The organism is Streptococcus sp. Marseille-Q6379 (genome assembly GCF_965119505.1).
Genome location: NZ_CBCPLV010000001.1, coordinates 67,501 through 84,891 on the forward strand (window position 1 = coordinate 67,501; position 17,391 = coordinate 84,891).

Consider the following 17,391-nt stretch of genomic DNA (forward strand, 5'->3'; position numbering starts at 1 on the left):
CCTCATGGCTACCATAGGGCTAAGAAAGCTGGTATTAAAGCTATTTTTGGTCTTGAAGCCAATCTTGTTGAGGATAAAGTTCCTATTGTTTATAATTCCCAGAATTTGGAATTAAAAGAAGCAACTTATGTTGTATTTGACGTTGAGACAACGGGCTTGTCTGCTGTTCATAATGATTTGATTCAGATTGCGGCATCAAAAATGCATAAAGGTAATATTATTGAGCAATTTGATGAATTTATAGACCCAGGGCATCCTCTTTCTGCTTTTACTACTGAGTTGACAGGTATTACTGATAATCATGTAAAAGGTGCTAAACCTTTAGTCCAAGTTTTACAGGAGTTTCAAGAATTCTGTCAAGGAACTGTGCTAGTAGCCCATAATGCGACCTTTGACGTTGGTTTTATGAATGCCAATTATGAAAGACATCAGTTACCAACAATTTCACAACCAGTTATTGATACTTTAGAATTTGCACGAAATCTTTATCCTGAGTATAAGCGTCATGGTTTGGGTCCTTTGACGAAGCGGTTTGGTGTGGCTTTAGATCACCACCACATGGCCAATTATGATGCGGAAGCAACGGGCCGTTTGTTGTTTATCTTCATAAAAGATGTGTTTGATAAGCACGGTTTGACTAATTTGGAACAGTTGAACACGGATTTGGTTTCTGAAGATTCATATAAAAAGTCTCGTGTTAAACATGCAACGCTGTATGTTCAGAATCAAACTGGCTTGAAGAATATCTTTAAGTTGGTAAGTTTATCAAATGTCTCATACTTTGAGGGGGTAGCACGTATTCCTCGTACGGTCTTAGATGAGTATCGTGAGGGAATCATTGTAGGTTCTGCTTGTTCTGATGGTGAGGTTTTTGATACGCTTCTGTCTCATGGTATTGACAAGGCAGTTGAAGTTGCTAAATATTATGACTTTATTGAAGTTATGCCACCAGCGATTTATGCACCATTGATTGCGAAGGACTTAATTAAGGATGAGGTGGCTACAGAACAACTGATTCGAGATCTGATTGAAGTTGCTAATTGTCTGGACAAGCCTGTGCTTGCTACAGGAAATGTACATTATATCAATCCTGAGGATGCGATTTATCGTGAAATCATTGTTCGTGCTTTGGGACAAGGAGCAATGATTAATAGGCCAATCGGTAAGGGAGAAAATGCGAAACCTGCTCCTTTACCTGAAGCGCATTTTAGAACAACGAATGAGATGCTAGATGACTTTGCCTTTTTGGGAAAAGATTTAGCCTATGAAATTGTTGTAACTAATACGCAGGCTATGGCTGACCAAATTGAAGAGGTCGAGGTTGTCAAAAAAGACTTGTACACACCTTTCATTGATCGTGCGGAAGAACAGGTTGCGGAGATGACATATGCTAGAGCGTTTGAGCTCTATGGTAATCCTTTGCCTGATATTATTGATCTGCGAATTGAGAAAGAGTTGTCCTCAATTCTTGGTAATGGTTTTGCCGTAATTTACCTGGCTTCGCAGATGCTGGTTAACCGTTCAAATGAACGTGGGTACCTAGTTGGTTCGCGTGGATCTGTTGGTTCTAGTTTTGTTGCGACGATGATTGGAATTACTGAGGTTAATCCGATGCCGCCACACTATTTATGTCCTAAATGTCAACACTCAGAGTTCATTACAGATGGTTCTTATGGATCTGGCTTCGATTTGCCTGATAAGGAGTGTTCGGAATGTGGAACGGAGTATAAAAAAGATGGTCAGGATATTCCTTTCGAGACTTTCCTAGGTTTTGATGGGGATAAGGTTCCGGATATCGATTTGAACTTTTCCGGTGATGATCAACCATCAGCCCACTTGGATGTTCGTGATATTTTTGGAGAGCAATATGCTTTTCGTGCTGGAACAGTAGGTACTGTTGCAGATAGGACGGCTTATGGTTTTGTCAAAGGTTACGAACGTGACTACAATAAGTTTTACCGTGATGCCGAGGTCGATCGTCTGGCCATGGGTGCCGCTGGGGTTAAGCGAAACACAGGTCAGCACCCGGGTGGTATCGTTGTTATTCCAAATTATATGGATGTCTATGATTTCACACCTGTTCAATATCCGGCTGATGATGTAACGGCTGCCTGGCAGACGACTCACTTTAATTTCCACGATATCGATGAGAACGTATTGAAGCTTGATATTCTGGGACATGATGATCCGACTATGATTCGTAAGTTGCAGGATTTATCGGGAATTGATCCCAAAGATATTCGAGCAGATGATCCAGATGTGATGAAACTTTTTTCAGGGACTGAAATTTTGGGGGTTACACCTGAACAGATTGGGACACCAACGGGAATGTTGGGAATCCCTGAGTTTGGGACTAACTTTGTTCGTGGTATGGTAGACGAGACGCATCCGACGACCTTTGCGGAACTCTTACAGTTATCTGGTTTGTCTCATGGTACAGACGTTTGGTTGGGTAATGCACAAGATTTGATCAAGGAAGGTATTGCCACTCTGAAAACCGTTATCGGTTGTCGTGACGATATCATGGTATACCTAATGCATGCAGGATTAGATCCTAAGATGGCCTTCACCATTATGGAACGTGTGCGTAAGGGAATGTGGTTGAAAATTTCTGAAGAAGAGCGAAATGGCTATATTCAAGCCATGCGTGAAAATAATGTTCCAGACTGGTATATTGAATCTTGTGGTAAAATCAAATACATGTTCCCTAAAGCCCATGCGGCAGCCTACGTTATGATGGCCCTGCGTGTAGCTTATTTCAAAGTGCACCATCCTATTTATTACTATTGTGCCTACTTTTCAATTCGAGCTAAAGCATTCGAGCTTAAAACGATGTCTGCGGGTCTTGATGCTGTTAAAGCTCGAATGGAAGATATTAAGGAGAAGCGCCAACGAAATGAAGCGACTAATGTTGAAAATGACTTATTTACGACGCTTGAGATTGTCAATGAAATGTTAGAACGTGGCTTTACCTTTGGCCAGTTAGATCTTTATAAGAGTCAGGCAACTGAATTTCTGATTGAAGGAGATACCTTGATTCCACCGTTTATTGCACTTGAAGGTTTGGGTGAGAACGTTGCTAAGCAAGTGGTTGCTGCGCGTGAAGAAGGGGAGTTCCTTTCCAAAACAGAATTGCGTAAACGAGGAGGTTTATCATCAACCTTGGTTGAAAAATTGGATGAAATGGGAATCCTAGGAAATATGCCAGAAGATAATCAATTAAGTCTTTTTGATGATTTCTTTTAATAGCTAAAGAGAATCGTCATCAACTTTGAGAGAATGGAGTCAGTCTCCGTTCTCTTTTTGTTTAGGGGTCTGCATGTGATGCTAACAAGCTAAAGCTGAGAAGAAACCTTTTTCTTCGTCTTATGGTATACTGATAGAAAAATATAGTTTCAAGGAGTTAATCATGGTTTTACCAAATTTTAAAGAAAATCTTGAGAAATATGCTAAATTACTGGTTGCTAATGGGATTAATGTGCAACCTGGTCACACAGTGGCCTTGAGCATTGATGTAGAACAAGCAGAGCTAGCTCACCTCTTAGTAAAAGAAGCCTATACTTTAGGAGCAGCTGAGGTAATCGTTCAATGGTCAGATGATATTATTAATCGCGAGCGCTTCTTGCATGCTGATATGGACCGCATCGAAGAGGTTCCTGCCTATAAAAAAGCTGAGATGGAATATTTGTTGACCAAAAAGGCAAGTCGCTTAGGTGTTCGTTCATCAGATCCAGGTGCCCTTAATGGTGTAGCTCCTGAACGTTTATCTGCCCATGCTAAAGCTACTGGAGTGGCCTTTAAACCTATGCAGGTGGCAACTCAGTCTAATAAGGTTAGTTGGACTGTAGCTGCTGCAGCTGGTAAGGAATGGGCTAAGAAGGTCTTTCCCGATGCTTCGAGTGATGAGGAAGCTGTAGATTTACTTTGGGACCAAATTTTCAAGACCTGTCGTGTTTATGAAGAGGATCCTGTACGTGCTTGGAAGGAACATGCTGACCGTTTGGATGCTAAAGCACGCCTACTCAATGAGGCACAATTCTCAGCCTTGCATTACCAAGCACCTGGAACAGATTTGACTCTAGGATTGCCTAAAAATCACGTTTGGGAGTCTGCAGGTGCCATCAATGCGCAAGGTGAAGGCTTCCTCCCTAATATGCCAACAGAAGAAGTCTTTACGGCACCAGATTTTCGTCGTGCAGATGGCTATGTCTCAAGTACAAAGCCTCTAAGTTACAATGGCAATATTATTGAGGGAATCAAGGTAACCTTCAAAGACGGTGAAATTGTAGATATCACAGCGGACCAGGGCGATGAGGTGATGAAGAATCTCGTCTTCAACAATAATGGGGCGCGTGCTCTAGGTGAATGTGCTCTGGTACCAGATCCAAGTCCTATTTCACAGTCAGGCATCACCTTCTTTAACACTCTTTTTGATGAGAATGCATCCAACCACCTAGCTATTGGAGCAGCCTATGCTACCAGTGTTGAGGGAGGGGCAGACATGACAGAAGAGGAGCTTAAGGAAGCTGGTCTTAATCGTTCTGATGTACACGTAGATTTTATGATTGGTTCAAATCAAATGGATATTGATGGTATCCGCCAAGATGGTAGTCGTGTACCAATCTTCCGAAATGGGGATTGGGTAATCTAAGTATGATGGAGAATTTATCATGATTGGAAGTATGATAGTTGGTTTTCTAATTGGCCTTATTGCTTCTGCTATATCAAATAGGGGTGAACGTATGGGTTGTATTGGCAAGACCTTTGTTGGATGGCTAGGTGCTTTTGTTGGTCAGCTTCTTTTTGGAAATTGGGGACCGATGTTAGCAGATACTGCTATAGTCCCTTCGGTACTAGGTGCTGTTATCTTATTAGCCCTTTTTTGGAATCGTAATAGTTAGAAATGAAAGAGTTCTGAGGTATTGGTTAGATATCTAAGGACTCTTTTTTCTTATTTTTTCATTTTCATATACCACTTTTAGAAAAACTGTGGTAGAGTAATAAAAACAGCATCTATTTGGAAAGGACTAGAAATGAGCGACTTAGATAAAAATATGGCTGTAAAAAGTATGGTAGTTATGCGTAAGGCTTTTCGTACCATCGATGCCAAGGTTTCTGAGACCTTTAAAGAATTTAATTTGACACCAACTCAATTTGGGGTCATGGACGTACTAAATGCCAAAGGACGTATGAAGATTGGCGAATTAATTGATCGCATGCTTGCTACCTCCGGTAATATGACTGTCGTCATTAAAAATATGGAGAAAAAAGGCTGGCTGACGCGAGAAGCCTGCCAAACAGATAAGCGTGCTTTCGAGGTTGATTTGACGGATGAGGGACGTCGTATTATTCAAGCAGCAATCCCCCCACATCAGCGAGCTATTGAGGAGACTTTTTCCGTTCTGACATCTGAAGAGCAGGTACAGTTGGTAGAGCTACTGAAAAAATTTAAGAATGTCTGAGTATATTTCTTTATATTTCTAATGAAATCACATATATTACTATGTAGTATTAATTATTAATTGTTAGAAATACAAAGGAAATGTATCATGAAAAACATTCTATTTATCGTTGGGTCCCTTCGTAAGGGATCATTTAACCACCAATTAGCAAAAGAAGCTGAGAAAATGCTAGCTGATAAAGCTAATGTTTCTTATCTTGACTATAGTCAAGTACCTGTTTTTAATCAGGATTTAGAAAGTCCGGTTCTTCCTGTTTTGGCAGAAGTTCGAGAGCAGGTCTTGGCAGCAGATGCAATCTGGATTTTCTCACCGGTTTATAATTTTTCAATTCCTGGGCCAGTGAAAAATTTGCTTGACTGGTTGAGCCGCGCCCTTGACCTATCAGATCCTTCAGGACCATCAGCTCTTCAAGATAAGATTGTAACCGTGTCATCAGTTGCTAATGGTGGTCACAATCAACTTTTTGATGTCTACAAAGAATTGTTACCATTTATCCGTACCCAAGTGGTTGGTGATTTTACAGCGACACGTGTAAATGATACAGCCTGGGTGGATGGAAAATTAGTAGCAACTGAAGAAGTTCTTGAAAGCCTTCAGAATCAAGCAGAGGCTTTGGTTGAAGCGATTAAATAAGAATAACGAATACCCGAGGTTTCTAGCTTCGGGTATTTTTATATGCAATAATGAAAAAAGACACCCTAAGGTGTCCTCGTATTATGAAGGCGGTAGACGGATTTGAACCGACGATCAAGCTTTTGCAGAGCCGTGCCTTACCACTTGGCTATACCGCCATAACAGATACCATTCTATCGAAAAAACAAAGATTCGTCAAGTCTCTTTCATCAAATTGGCTGGTTGATTGTTCAAACTGCCTATTTACAAGAAATATAAAGAGGCTGAAAGACATTCAACCTCTTTATATTAATTATAATTGTTGTAGATAGATTACTAACACGTATGTTTTGATTATTGTCTAATCAAGTAATCAAAGGCTCCGATAGCAGCTGTAGCACCAGATCCCATGGAAATAATGATTTGTTTGTAGGCGCTGTCAGTACAGTCACCTGCGGCAAAAATACCAGGGATATTTGTTGAACCAAATTTATCAACGATAATTTCTTGGCGTTCATTGAGTTCAATACCACTGTCTTTGAGCCAAGCAGTACTTGGTACAAGACCAATTTGGACAAAGACACCTTCAAGATCAAGATGTTTTTCTTCGTTTGTATCACGCTCAACGTAACTCAAACCAGTCACATGATCTTGACCAAGAATTTCTTTGGTTGCAACGTTCTTAAGAATGGTTAGATTATCAGTTTTAGCAGCTCGTTCTTGTAAGACTTGATCTGCCTTCAATTCAGGCAAGAACTCTAAGACTGTAACGTGTTTAGTAATACCCGCTAAATCCAAAGCAGCTTCCAAACCTGAGTTACCACCACCGATAACAGCAACATTTTTTCCTTCAAATAGAGGACCATCGCAGTGTGGACAGTAAGTAACCCCTTTATTGCGGAATTCATCTTCACCAGGAACGTTGATATTACGCCATTTGGCTCCTAGTGCTAGGATAGCAGTTTTAGCCTGTAGAACGGCACCATTAGCTAGTGTGACTTCAATAAGTTCTTTCTTCTCAATGCCAGTAGCTAATTGACTTTTGATGATATCAACATTGTAAGATTTTGTATGCTCTTCAACTTGGGCCATTAACTTAGGACCTTCTGTATATAGCGTACCAATCATGTTCTCAATGCCGACTGTCTCGATAACTTGCCCACCAAAAGTTTCTGCTAAAAGCCCAGTTTGAAGCCCTTTACGAGCAGCGTAAATTGCAGCACTGTTTCCAGCAGGACCACCACCAATAACCAAAACATCATAGACACCTTTACCAGCGAAAGCCTCAGCTTCAAGTGGTCCGTCCAACTTTTCTACAAGCTGTTCAATGGTTGCACGACCAGACGTAAATTCTTCTTGGTCTTTGTAAACCGTAGGAACAGACATGATACCTTTGGCTTTGACCTCATCTTGATACATACCACCTTCAATCATGGTGTGGGTGATATTAGGGTTTAAAACAGCCATTATATTAAAGGCTTGAACAACGTCTGGACAATTGTGACAAGTTAATGAAACATAAGTTTCTAAATCAATGGGTTTATCAATCTTCTTGATACGTTCGATAGTGTCATCATCAACTTTAGGTGGACGACCAGAAACTTGCAAGAGAGCTAAAATGAAAGATGTGAATTCGTGTCCCATTGGTAAGCCTGAGAAAATAACACGACTTTTTTGCCCTTTTTGTGCAATACCAAAACTAGGTTGACGTTTTAAATGTGTTGATTCAAGACTAATGCGGTCAGACATAGCAACAATCTCGTCTAGAAATTCTTTTACTTTACGAGAATTATCATCATCCCCTAAATCTGTTTGTAATACAATATCAGATTCTAGTAAATTTAAATACTGCGCTAATTGTGTCTTGATTTCTTTATCTAAGACCATGGATACCCCCTGGTTGTTAAATTTTACCTACAAGATCTAAGCTAGGAGTAAGTGTTTCAGCTCCTTCTTTCCATTTGGCTGGACAAACTTCACCTGGATGTTGACGAATATATTGAGCAGCACGGACTTTATCAACAAGAGTACTTGCATCGCGTCCAATACCATCAGCGTTAATTTCCATCATTTGGATAACACCATCTGGATCAATAATGAATGTACCACGTTGTGCGAGACCATCTTGTCCAAGAACATCAAAACCTTGTGAGATGTGGTGTGAAGGATCCCCAATCATAGGATAAGTAATAGTTCCAACAACATCTGAGTCATCATGCCAAGCTTTGTGAACAAAGTGAGTATCGGTAGAGACAGAGTAAACCTCTACACCAAGAGATTTAAGAGCTTCATATTGTTCTTGAAGGTCACCGAGTTCAGTTGGGCAGACAAATGAAAAATCTGCAGGATAGAAGCAGAAGACCGCCCATTTACCTTTAACATCTTCATCTGTAACAGTAATGAATTCCCCGTTGTGATAAGCCTGTGCTGAAAATTCAATAATTTCTTTTCCGACTAATGACAAAATAATGTCCTCCTCTATTTTTAATAGCCTAATTATAAACAAAATACTCATCAACCTCAAAGAAAACGATTGCAATTTTAATGAGAGGGGATTTTTCTAATGGTCAGACTGGTTTTAGAGCTTGTCAAATGTCACTTTTTTTGATAAACTATTATAGTTGCGTAAAGTGACAAATACTCATTCTAAGCCGATTGTGGTCTTGTTGCCGCAGGGTGGGACTGCAAGTCTAAAGCTTAGAAGAGGAAAAAACAATTTTTAAGGAGAAATACTCATGGCAGTAATTTCAATGAAACAACTTCTTGAGGCTGGTGTTCACTTCGGTCACCAAACTCGTCGCTGGAATCCTAAGATGGCTAAGTACATCTTCACAGAACGTAACGGAATCCACGTTATCGACTTGCAACAAACTGTAAAAATGGCTGATACAGCTTACGAATTCGTTCGTGAAGCAGCAGCTAACGATGCAGTAATCTTGTTCGTTGGTACTAAAAAACAAGCAGCTGAAGCAGTAGCTGAAGAAGCAACTCGTGCTGGTCAATACTACATCAACCACCGTTGGTTGGGTGGTACTCTTACAAACTGGGATACTATCCAAAAACGTATCGCTCGTTTGAAAGAAATCAAACAAATGGAAGCTGATGGGACTTTCGAAGTTCTTCCTAAGAAAGAAGTTGCACTTCTTAACAAACAACGTGCACGTCTTGAAAAATTCTTGGGTGGTATCGAAGATATGCCTCGCATTCCAGATGTAATCTACATCGTTGACCCACACAAAGAACAAATCGCTGTTAAAGAAGCTAAAAAACTTGGTATCCCAGTTGTAGCGATGGTTGATACAAACGCTGATCCAGATGAGATCGATGTAATCATCCCAGCTAACGATGACGCTATCCGTGCCGTTAAATTGATCACTTCAAAAATGGCTGATGCTATCATCGAAGGTAACCAAGGTGAAGATGCTTCTGCAGATTTCCAAGAAGCAGCTGCAGCTGATTCAATCGAAGAAATCGTTGAAGTTGTCGAAGGTGACAACAACTAATCTTTAAGATTGGTTAGGGCTATATGCCCACTTAAGATACGACAAACACCTAAGGGGCGGGGCTCAGCCCTGCCCCTTAGTTTGATAAAATAAATTTGGAGAAAAACAAAATGGCAGAAATTACAGCTAAACTTGTTAAAGAATTGCGTGAAAAATCTGGTGCTGGTGTCATGGACGCTAAAAAAGCATTGGTTGAAGTTGAAGGTGATATCGAAAAAGCGATTGAATTGCTTCGCGAAAAAGGTATGGCTAAAGCAGCTAAGAAAGCTGACCGTGTTGCAGCTGAAGGTTTGACTGGTGTTTACGTTAACGGTAACGTTGCAGCAGTTGTTGAAGTTAACGCTGAAACTGACTTCGTTGCGAAAAACGCTCAATTCGTTGAGTTGGTAAACGAAACAGCTAAAGTAATTGCTGAAGGTAAACCAGCTAACAACGAAGAAGCACTTGCATTGACTATGCCTTCAGGTGAAACTCTTGAAGCTGCATACGTAACTGCTACAGCTACTATCGGTGAAAAGATTTCATTCCGTCGTTTTGCAGTTGTTGAGAAAACTGATGCACAACACTTCGGAGCTTACCAACATAACGGTGGACGTATCGGTGTTGTTTCAGTTATCGAAGGTGGAGATGATGCTCTTGCAAAACAAATCTCAATGCACATCGCAGCGATGAAACCAACTGTTCTTTCATACACTGAATTGGATGAACAATTTGTTAAAGATGAATTGGCACAACTTAACCACGCTATCGATCAAGATAACGAAAGCCGTGCAATGGTTAACAAACCAGCTCTTCCACACCTTAAATATGGTTCTAAAGCTCAATTGACTGATGCTGTTCTTGCTCAAGCTGAAGAAGATATCAAAGCTGAGTTGGCTGCTGAAGGTAAACCAGAAAAAATCTGGGATAAAATCATCCCAGGTAAAATGGACCGCTTCTTGCTTGACAACACTAAAGTTGACCAAGCTTACACTCTTCTTGCTCAAGTTTACATCATGGACGACAGCAAAACAGTTGAAGCTTACCTTGAATCAGTAAACGCTTCAGTAGTAGAATTCGTTCGCTTTGAAGTTGGTGAAGGTATCGAAAAAGCATCTAACGACTTTGAATCAGAAGTTGCAGCTACAATGGCAGCAGCCCTTAACAACTAATTCTAGTTGCTAGATAAAAAGAAAGAAGTTACGTAAATGAATCGTAACTTCTTTTTTGTTGTTATAAAAAAACATCTGAGCATGCCCCAGACGTTAACAAAGTAATTAATGAGCGAAGGTATTTACACCAAGTAGAAGAGAGAGTGTTCCCATGATGATACCTGCAAAGATAACCCCCAGCATAACGGCAATAACACTACGTTTAAAGTCCCAATCTAGGATAGATGCTGCTAGGGTGCCAGTCCAGGCTCCTGTTCCTGGAAGTGGAATTCCCACAAAAAGGAGGAGGGCCCAGAAGACCCCCTTATCTCCGGCAGCTTTTTCAAGTTTTTGGCCACCACTGTGACCTTTTTTAAGACACCAGGTAAAGAAGCCACCAATTAGAGGTTTGTCTGCCCCCCATTCGAGAACACGACGGGCGAAGAAGAAGATAATTGGAACTGGAATCATGTTCCCAATAACACAAAGAATTAGGGCTTGCCACCAAGGAATACCTGAGGCGATAGCAACAGGAACGGCTCCGCGGAGCTCAACCAAGGGAATCATAGAGATTAAGAGTGCAATGATGTATTTCATGAGTAACCTTTCATAGAGAAATAAAATAAAGACTAAAAGTCACAAGAGCTTTATCAAGAGTGATAAGACTAATACTACTGCGAAAGTACTAAAAAGTACTTGTTGGATTAGGTGAGGCTCAGCCTGTCAAAGTGGATCAAACACTTAAAGTTACCTAATATTTTAGTCTTATTTATTGTATCTTATATGGTCTCTAATGACAACTTAAAAAAGCTTTTTGAAGGTATAGTTTCCCATGTGCTGACATTTTTGGTATAATAATAGTCAGTTATAGTCAAATTAGACTGGAGGAATTAAGATGGCAAGAAATACATCAGATAGTATAGAAGAATATATTAAAGAATTGCTGGGCCAGTCTGGAATTGCTGAGATTCAACGCTCGAACTTAGCAGATACTTTTCAAGTTGTACCGAGTCAGATTAATTATGTTATTAAGACCCGCTTTACAGAAAGTCGTGGTTATATTGTTGAGAGTAAGCGTGGAGGTGGCGGTTATATTCGTATCGTCAAAGTCAGATTCTCTGACAAGCACCACATGATTAATGATTTGCTTCAAAACTTAGCGGATCAGCTCAGCGAGCAGGTATTTACAGACTTGATCCAGTTGCTGTTTGATGAAAAAATCATCACAGAACGTGAGGGAAATTTGATTTTAGCAACTGCTAGTGATGATATTTTAGGCGCAGATGCGGCTGCTATTCGTTCGCGTATTCTACGCTCGCTATTACTTAGATTGGATAGAAAAGGAAATTAGATGACGACATATTCAAGAAAAATGCAGGCCATTTTCCATCGTGCGCAGCTTGAGGCAGAGCGTTTTGGAAGTCCTTTTCTGGAGACTTGGCATGTGCTTCTGGCTATGGTTGAGGTTCCAGGATCTGTAGCCTACCTAACATTTACTGATTTTGAGGACCGTATTCGTTCGGAAGAGATTGAGACAGCCGCTGTACTAGCGATGGAGAAAAGTCCAAAAGACTTGTCTGAATCAGATATTATCGATTTACGTGCACAGTCACATGCTTTAGAGGCTATGTTGCAAGAGGCAGAGGGAATTGCTGGTGTGACTGGTGCTGTAGAGGTAGGGTCTGAACATGTATTGATGGCCTTTCTTCTTCATAAGGATTTGATGGTTTGTCGTCTCCTTGAAGTTGCTGGTTTTCAATATAAGGATGACAGCGATAAGCCTCGCATTATCGATTTACGACGTTCTTTGGAGCGTTACGCAGGTCTTAGTAAGCAAGACTTGAAGGCCATTCATGACCTTCGTAAGCCTAAAAAATCAAAGGCATCAGGAAATTTTGCTAATATGATGCAGCCTCCCCAATCTTCTACTGGGGAACTGTCAGATTATACCAAGGACTTAACGGCTGTAGCCGAGTCAGGTGCTCTTGATCCTGTTATTGGACGTGAGAAAGAAATTTCACGCATGATTCAGGTTTTGAGTCGTAAAACGAAGAATAACCCAGTTCTTGTTGGTGAAGCAGGTGTTGGTAAGACGGCACTGGCGCTTGGCTTGGCACAGCGTATTGCTTCAGGCGAAGTACCTTTTGAGCTGGCTGATATGCGTATCTTAGAGCTTGATATGATGAGTGTGGTTGCAGGAACACGTTTCCGTGGTGATTTCGAAGAACGTATGAATCAAATCATTGATGAGATTGAAGCTGATGGAAAAATCATTCTCTTTATTGACGAATTGCATACGATTATTGGTTCTGGTTCAGGTATTGATAGTACCTTAGATGCGGCAAATATTTTGAAACCTGCTCTAGCACGTGGAACCCTTCATATGGTTGGAGCAACTACTCAAGCTGAGTACCAGAAGCATATTGAAAAAGATGCAGCTCTTTCTCGCCGTTTTGCTAAGATTACAATTGAGGAGCCAAGTGTACATGAGGCGATTGATATTCTAAAAGGTCTACGTTCGTCTTATGAAGACTATCATCGTGTAACGATTACTGATGAGGCAGTTGAGACAGCGGTCAAGGCGGCCCACCGTTATTTGACGAGTAAAAACTTGCCTGACTCTGCCATTGACCTTTTAGATGAAGCGAGTGCAACTGTTCAAGGTCGTATTAAAAAAGAAGCCAAACGTGAGATAACGCCTTTGGATGAAGCACTTCTATCTGGTGATATGAAGGCTGCTGTTAAACAATATAAGGCTAACCAAAAAGCAAAATTACCAAAACCTGCCTTGGTAGATGCGGATCAGATTATGCAAACCCTTAGTCGTCTATCAGGTATCCCTGTTGAGAAGATGGCTCAGGCAGATAGAAAGCGTTATTTGAATCTGGAAGCAGAGCTTCACAAACGTGTTATTGGTCAATACGAAGCAGTTTCAGCGATTAGTCGTGCTATTCGTCGTAACCAGTCAGGTATTCGTACTGGAAAACGTCCGATTGGTTCCTTCATGTTCCTTGGGCCTACTGGTGTTGGTAAGACAGAATTGGCCAAGGCATTGGCGGAAGTTCTCTTTGATGATGAGTCAGCTTTGCTTCGCTTTGATATGTCAGAATACATGGAAAAATTTGCGGCTAGCCGACTTAACGGTGCTCCTCCAGGTTATGTTGGATATGATGAGGGCGGTGAGTTAACAGAAAAAGTTCGTAATAAGCCTTACTCAGTTCTTCTCTTTGACGAGGTGGAAAAGGCTCACCCAGATATTTTCAATATTCTCTTACAGGTTTTGGATGACGGTGTCTTGACGGATAGTCGAGGTCGTAAAGTTGACTTCTCAAATACCATTATCATTATGACTTCGAACTTGGGAGCGACTGCTCTTCGTGATGATAAGACCGTTGGTTTTGGAGTCCAAGACATTTCTCATAATCACCAAGCTATGCAGTCACGCATCATGGAAGAGCTTAAGAAGGCCTACCGACCAGAGTTTATCAACCGTATTGATGAAAAGGTTGTCTTCCATAGTTTAGAGGAAGAGCAGCTTCGTGAGATTGTCAAGATTATGGTAAAACCGTTGGTATCAGCTTTGGCTGAAAAAGGGATTGACTTGAAGTTCCAACCAGCTGCCCTCAAGCATTTGGCTAAAGATGGCTATGATGTTGAGATGGGTGCTCGTCCATTACGTCGTACGATTCAAACTCAAGTGGAGGACAAGTTATCTGAGCTCTTACTAGGTGGCCAAGTAGTTAGTGGACAAACTCTTAAAATCGGCTGCTCGAAAGATAAATTAACCTTTACAGTAGTGTAAAAATCAAACAAAAAGACAGATTACAGGTGTAGTTTGTCTTTTTGTTGTGTCAATAGGAGTCAAGATAGAGTCAATCTTTCTGTAAAGGTAGGGTAAAAGAAAAAGCCGAGCAAAGCTCGACTGTAATGCTTAGAGTTTTTCGTTGACAAAGTTGACAAAGTGATTCCACCAGACCTTGAGGAAGAAGCTTTTCTTAACTTCTTTACCAGCAACCAGTTCCATGCTAGGCATACCTTGGTCAGGTAAGTAACCTTCTCCTACAAGTGACTTATCTTCAAAGGTAGCAGTTCCAACCTTGTCACTTGAGGTGACAGGGGCTTGGACTTGATTGGTAGTGACTTTAATATGTTTACTATTGTTAGCATCTATTTTTTGGATGATATTAAAGTCAGACTTAGCAACGGCAGTGACTTGCTTAGATTTACCATCAAGGACATGGGCTTGACTTTTACCGATGGCTTGTCCTTTTTTGGCAATGGTCTTGCTTTCCCAATGATAGACAACGTAGTTAAGTAGGTCATTTGTTGCAGTGAAACGGGCGTAGTCATCAGTATCGGTATTATCAGCATTCATAATGACTGTGATAATGCTCATGCCACTTTCATTTGAGTGGGCCACGAAGGAAGCACCAGCTAAATCAGTGGTTCCCGTTTTTAGGCCATCCACCCCTTTACGGTAACTAGGTTGTCCCTTAAGCATATAGTTGAAGGTTTTAAGTTTGTTAACACCATCAAAATCAGCCTCAGTTTTTTTAGTGATATCGAGGATTTCAGGATACTCTTTCACCACGTGTTGTGCAATGATAGCAACATCTTTAGCACTCATGGTATTTTCTTCGTCTGATTTAGAGCCTGGATAGATATTGTCACCTAAGTAAGAATTATTGAGACCAGAGGCATTGACAATCTTGGCATCAGTGATACCCCAATCTTTAAGTTGGGCTTTCATCATGTCGACAAACTTACTTTCGGTTCCTCCGATTTCCTCGGCTAGAGCAATCGATGCACTATTGGCACTGGAAATAAGAGTTGCGTCAAGAAGTTGTTTGACAGTGTATTTGCGGGCGTCTAGTGGGATATTGGATACTCCGGCACTGACAGTTAGTTCAAAGGGGTAGTCAGAAATATCAACTTTGCTGTTCCATTTGAGGTCTCCCTGATCTACCGCTTTATAAACCATGTAGGCTGTTAGGAGCTTGGTAATAGAGCCAATCCCTGTAGAAGTGGTTGCATCTTTTTCGTATAAAATTTTGCCAGTAGTAGCTTCGACAGCGATGGCATGTTTGGCTGCGGCATCATATCCTTTTTTCTTATCTGCTGCAAAAGCAGGGGCTACGCTTCCCAGACAGAGTAAGAAGGTCATCATAAGCGTAATCAGTTTTTTCATGGTTTGTTCCTTCATGTGTTTTGGATATTTATTATACCACATTTTGAGAGGAACTTAAGGTGTAGAGAAGGGGCATTTACTAACAGGACTAATTTTGAATGCAAGATAAAACTACCTTTTGATAGCTAAAAGGTAGTTTTGTGTTTACTTATTTCCTGTAAAGAAATTAACGATATGGTTCCACCAAACTTTTAAGAAGAAACTTTTCTTGATAGATTGGTTGGCTGTCACCGAAATTTGAGGCGGATCAGAGATGTAACCTGTTCCTACGAGATTCTTATCATCAAAGGTTGCTGTTCCAATAGTGTCACCTTTTTTGATAGGTGCCGTTATGGTTTTTGCTTTGATTTTAACAGCATCATTTTTGCTGTTTATTTTTTGAATGACTGTAAGGTCTGACTCGAGCTTAGCAGAGATGGTTTGACGGTCTCCATCGGCTACCTTAATATCATTTTTCTTGACGATTTGTCCTTTGGTGTTGAGGGTTTTGATTTCCCAGTTTTGAGTCACATAATCTAGCAACTCATTTGTGGCTGTGAATCGAGCAGCTTCATCCTCTCCGCCATTGTCCGCATTCATAACAACTGTAATCAAACTCATGCCATTTTCATTGGAGTGGGCTACAAAGGATGCCCCTGCAAGTTCGGTTGTTCCAGTCTTGAGTCCATCAACGCCTTCACGGTAGTTGTCTTGCCCCTCCAACATGTAGTTGTGTGTCGTTAATTTGTTGTCACCTTCGAAGTCAGTTTCGGTTTGCTTGGTGATTTCAAGTACCTGAGGATAGTCTTTGATGAGGTGGTCCGCAATAATGGCAACATCTAGGGCGCTCATCGTATTCTCGTCATCTGGTTTTGAGCCAGGATAGCGGTTATCCCCAAGATATTTATTATTTAGACCAGAAGCGTTAAATAATTTAGCATCTGTAATGCCCCATTCTTTTAGTTGGGCTGTCATACTGTCAACGAAGGCACTCTCTGATCCTGAGATTTTTTCAGCCAGAGCAACAGCAGCACTGTTAGCGCTGGAAATGAGGGTGGCATCTAGGAGTTGTTTAACAGTGTATTTTCGGGAATCCAGTGGGACATTTGAAACTTCTGAATCAACGGTTAAGTTGAAAGGATAATCTGAAATATCTACTTCAGTGTCCCAGGTAATTTTTCCTTGATCAACTGCTTTATAGACCATGTAGGCTGTTAGGATTTTAGTCATTGAAGCCACACCATCAGGGGTAGTGGCGTCCTTTTCATAGAGGACTTTTCCTGTAGTTGCTTCGATAGCAATCGCATGTTTAGCGGAAACATTGAAATCATCTGTCTGTTCTTGTGCTAGAGCAGGTGTTACTAGGCCTAGTAAGATTAAGGCAATCATAATGATGTGTTGTAATTTTTTCATAGTCATTCCTTCGTCTCTCATAAGTGTTTATTATATCACAAAACGACTTAAATATCTGAGAGAAAGGGAATCTTAGCTGCTAACTTATGCCGGAGCTCTGCCAT

The 17,391-nt window shown here is 40.8% G+C and carries 14 protein-coding genes and 1 tRNA gene (1 of these 15 only partly in view); 9 read left to right on the top strand and 6 right to left on the bottom strand.

The genetic code is table 11. The annotated features are described in order from the left end of the window. The 5 genes from ACWPVZ_RS00430 to ACWPVZ_RS00450 all read left to right on the top strand — a co-directional run. A protein-coding gene (locus ACWPVZ_RS00430; RefSeq protein WP_414341361.1) for a PolC-type DNA polymerase III crosses the window boundary here: on the top strand, positions 1-3,246 show its 3' portion. Its footprint begins 1,149 nt before the window's first position; the window shows 3,246 of its 4,395 coding nt (coding positions 1,150-4,395); the start codon falls outside the window, past its left edge; its stop codon occupies positions 3,244-3,246. A gap of 163 nt (positions 3,247-3,409) precedes the next feature. Further along, positions 3,410-4,651, top strand: coding sequence for an aminopeptidase (locus tag ACWPVZ_RS00435; RefSeq protein ID WP_414341363.1), 1,242 nt, complete (start codon positions 3,410-3,412; stop codon positions 4,649-4,651). 19 nt (positions 4,652-4,670) lie between these two features. Next, complete coding sequence (locus ACWPVZ_RS00440) at positions 4,671-4,901, top strand: GlsB/YeaQ/YmgE family stress response membrane protein (RefSeq protein ID WP_002889604.1); 231 nt, start codon at positions 4,671-4,673, stop codon at positions 4,899-4,901. Between the two features lie 132 nt (positions 4,902-5,033). Continuing rightward, positions 5,034-5,462 (top strand): MarR family winged helix-turn-helix transcriptional regulator, encoded by a 429-nt coding sequence (locus ACWPVZ_RS00445; protein ID WP_060971519.1) that lies wholly within the window; start codon positions 5,034-5,036, stop codon positions 5,460-5,462. 87 nt (positions 5,463-5,549) lie between these two features. Then, positions 5,550-6,095, top strand: coding sequence for an NAD(P)H-dependent oxidoreductase (locus tag ACWPVZ_RS00450; protein ID WP_414341365.1), 546 nt, complete (start codon positions 5,550-5,552; stop codon positions 6,093-6,095). 87 nt (positions 6,096-6,182) lie between these two features. Here ACWPVZ_RS00450 and ACWPVZ_RS00455 read toward each other — a convergent pair. The 3 genes from ACWPVZ_RS00455 to ahpC form a co-directional block, all read right to left on the bottom strand. After that, positions 6,183-6,253 (bottom strand) — tRNA-Cys (locus ACWPVZ_RS00455). Positions 6,254-6,428: 175 nt separating this feature from the next. Further along, positions 6,429-7,961, bottom strand: coding sequence for an alkyl hydroperoxide reductase subunit F (gene ahpF / locus ACWPVZ_RS00460; RefSeq protein WP_195436097.1), 1,533 nt, complete (start codon positions 7,959-7,961; stop codon positions 6,429-6,431). 16 nt (positions 7,962-7,977) lie between these two features. Then, positions 7,978-8,538, bottom strand: coding sequence for an alkyl hydroperoxide reductase subunit C (gene ahpC / locus ACWPVZ_RS00465; RefSeq protein ID WP_037599758.1), 561 nt, complete (start codon positions 8,536-8,538; stop codon positions 7,978-7,980). 271 nt (positions 8,539-8,809) lie between these two features. Between ahpC and rpsB the strand changes: the two genes are divergently transcribed. After that, positions 8,810-9,577, top strand: a complete 768-nt coding sequence (rpsB, locus tag ACWPVZ_RS00470) for a 30S ribosomal protein S2 (RefSeq protein WP_002886342.1) — start codon at positions 8,810-8,812, stop codon at positions 9,575-9,577. Between the two features lie 110 nt (positions 9,578-9,687). Further along, positions 9,688-10,728 carry a translation elongation factor Ts gene (tsf, locus tag ACWPVZ_RS00475; protein ID WP_002886343.1) on the top strand — a complete coding sequence of 347 codons (1,041 nt, stop codon included), beginning with the start codon at positions 9,688-9,690 and terminating at the stop codon, positions 10,726-10,728. A gap of 105 nt (positions 10,729-10,833) precedes the next feature. On the opposite strand, the gene ACWPVZ_RS00480 is transcribed toward tsf, so the two are convergent. After that, positions 10,834-11,304, bottom strand: a complete 471-nt coding sequence (locus tag ACWPVZ_RS00480) for a COG2426 family protein (protein WP_414341367.1) — start codon at positions 11,302-11,304, stop codon at positions 10,834-10,836. A gap of 298 nt (positions 11,305-11,602) precedes the next feature. Here ACWPVZ_RS00480 and ACWPVZ_RS00485 point away from each other — a divergent pair, with 298 nt between their 5' ends. After that, positions 11,603-12,058, top strand: coding sequence for a CtsR family transcriptional regulator (locus ACWPVZ_RS00485; RefSeq protein ID WP_002889615.1), 456 nt, complete (start codon positions 11,603-11,605; stop codon positions 12,056-12,058). Beyond that, positions 12,059-14,509: an ATP-dependent Clp protease ATP-binding subunit gene (locus tag ACWPVZ_RS00490; protein WP_414341368.1), complete on the top strand. Its 2,451-nt coding sequence runs from the start codon at positions 12,059-12,061 to the stop codon at positions 14,507-14,509. A gap of 129 nt (positions 14,510-14,638) precedes the next feature. Here ACWPVZ_RS00490 and pbp3 (ACWPVZ_RS00495) read toward each other — a convergent pair whose 3' ends face one another. After that, positions 14,639-15,895: a D-alanyl-D-alanine carboxypeptidase PBP3 gene (pbp3, locus tag ACWPVZ_RS00495; protein ID WP_414341369.1), complete on the bottom strand. Its 1,257-nt coding sequence runs from the start codon at positions 15,893-15,895 to the stop codon at positions 14,639-14,641. Between the two features lie 144 nt (positions 15,896-16,039). After that, a complete protein-coding gene (gene pbp3, locus ACWPVZ_RS00500; RefSeq protein WP_347106048.1) occupies positions 16,040-17,287 on the bottom strand; it encodes a D-alanyl-D-alanine carboxypeptidase PBP3 in 1,248 nt (415 codons plus the stop codon). Positions 17,288-17,391 lie beyond the last annotated feature (104 nt).

What these genes read in the sequence shown, in the direction of transcription:
- ACWPVZ_RS00435 (WP_414341363.1), top strand. Translation starts at nt 3,410, where the DNA reads ATGGTTTTACCAAATTTTAAAGAAAATCTTGAGAAATATGCTAAATTA.
- ACWPVZ_RS00440 (WP_002889604.1), top strand. Translation starts at nt 4,671, where the DNA reads ATGATTGGAAGTATGATAGTTGGTTTTCTAATTGGCCTTATTGCTTCT.
- ACWPVZ_RS00445 (WP_060971519.1), top strand. Translation starts at nt 5,034, where the DNA reads ATGAGCGACTTAGATAAAAATATGGCTGTAAAAAGTATGGTAGTTATG.
- ACWPVZ_RS00450 (WP_414341365.1), top strand. Translation starts at nt 5,550, where the DNA reads ATGAAAAACATTCTATTTATCGTTGGGTCCCTTCGTAAGGGATCATTT.
- ahpF (WP_195436097.1), bottom strand. Translation starts at nt 7,961, where the DNA reads ATGGTCTTAGATAAAGAAATCAAGACACAATTAGCGCAGTATTTAAAT.
- rpsB (WP_002886342.1), top strand. Translation starts at nt 8,810, where the DNA reads ATGGCAGTAATTTCAATGAAACAACTTCTTGAGGCTGGTGTTCACTTC.
- tsf (WP_002886343.1), top strand. Translation starts at nt 9,688, where the DNA reads ATGGCAGAAATTACAGCTAAACTTGTTAAAGAATTGCGTGAAAAATCT.
- ACWPVZ_RS00480 (WP_414341367.1), bottom strand. Translation starts at nt 11,304, where the DNA reads ATGAAATACATCATTGCACTCTTAATCTCTATGATTCCCTTGGTTGAG.
- ACWPVZ_RS00485 (WP_002889615.1), top strand. Translation starts at nt 11,603, where the DNA reads ATGGCAAGAAATACATCAGATAGTATAGAAGAATATATTAAAGAATTG.
- ACWPVZ_RS00490 (WP_414341368.1), top strand. Translation starts at nt 12,059, where the DNA reads ATGACGACATATTCAAGAAAAATGCAGGCCATTTTCCATCGTGCGCAG.
- pbp3 (WP_414341369.1), bottom strand. Translation starts at nt 15,895, where the DNA reads ATGAAAAAACTGATTACGCTTATGATGACCTTCTTACTCTGTCTGGGA.
- pbp3 (WP_347106048.1), bottom strand. Translation starts at nt 17,287, where the DNA reads ATGAAAAAATTACAACACATCATTATGATTGCCTTAATCTTACTAGGC.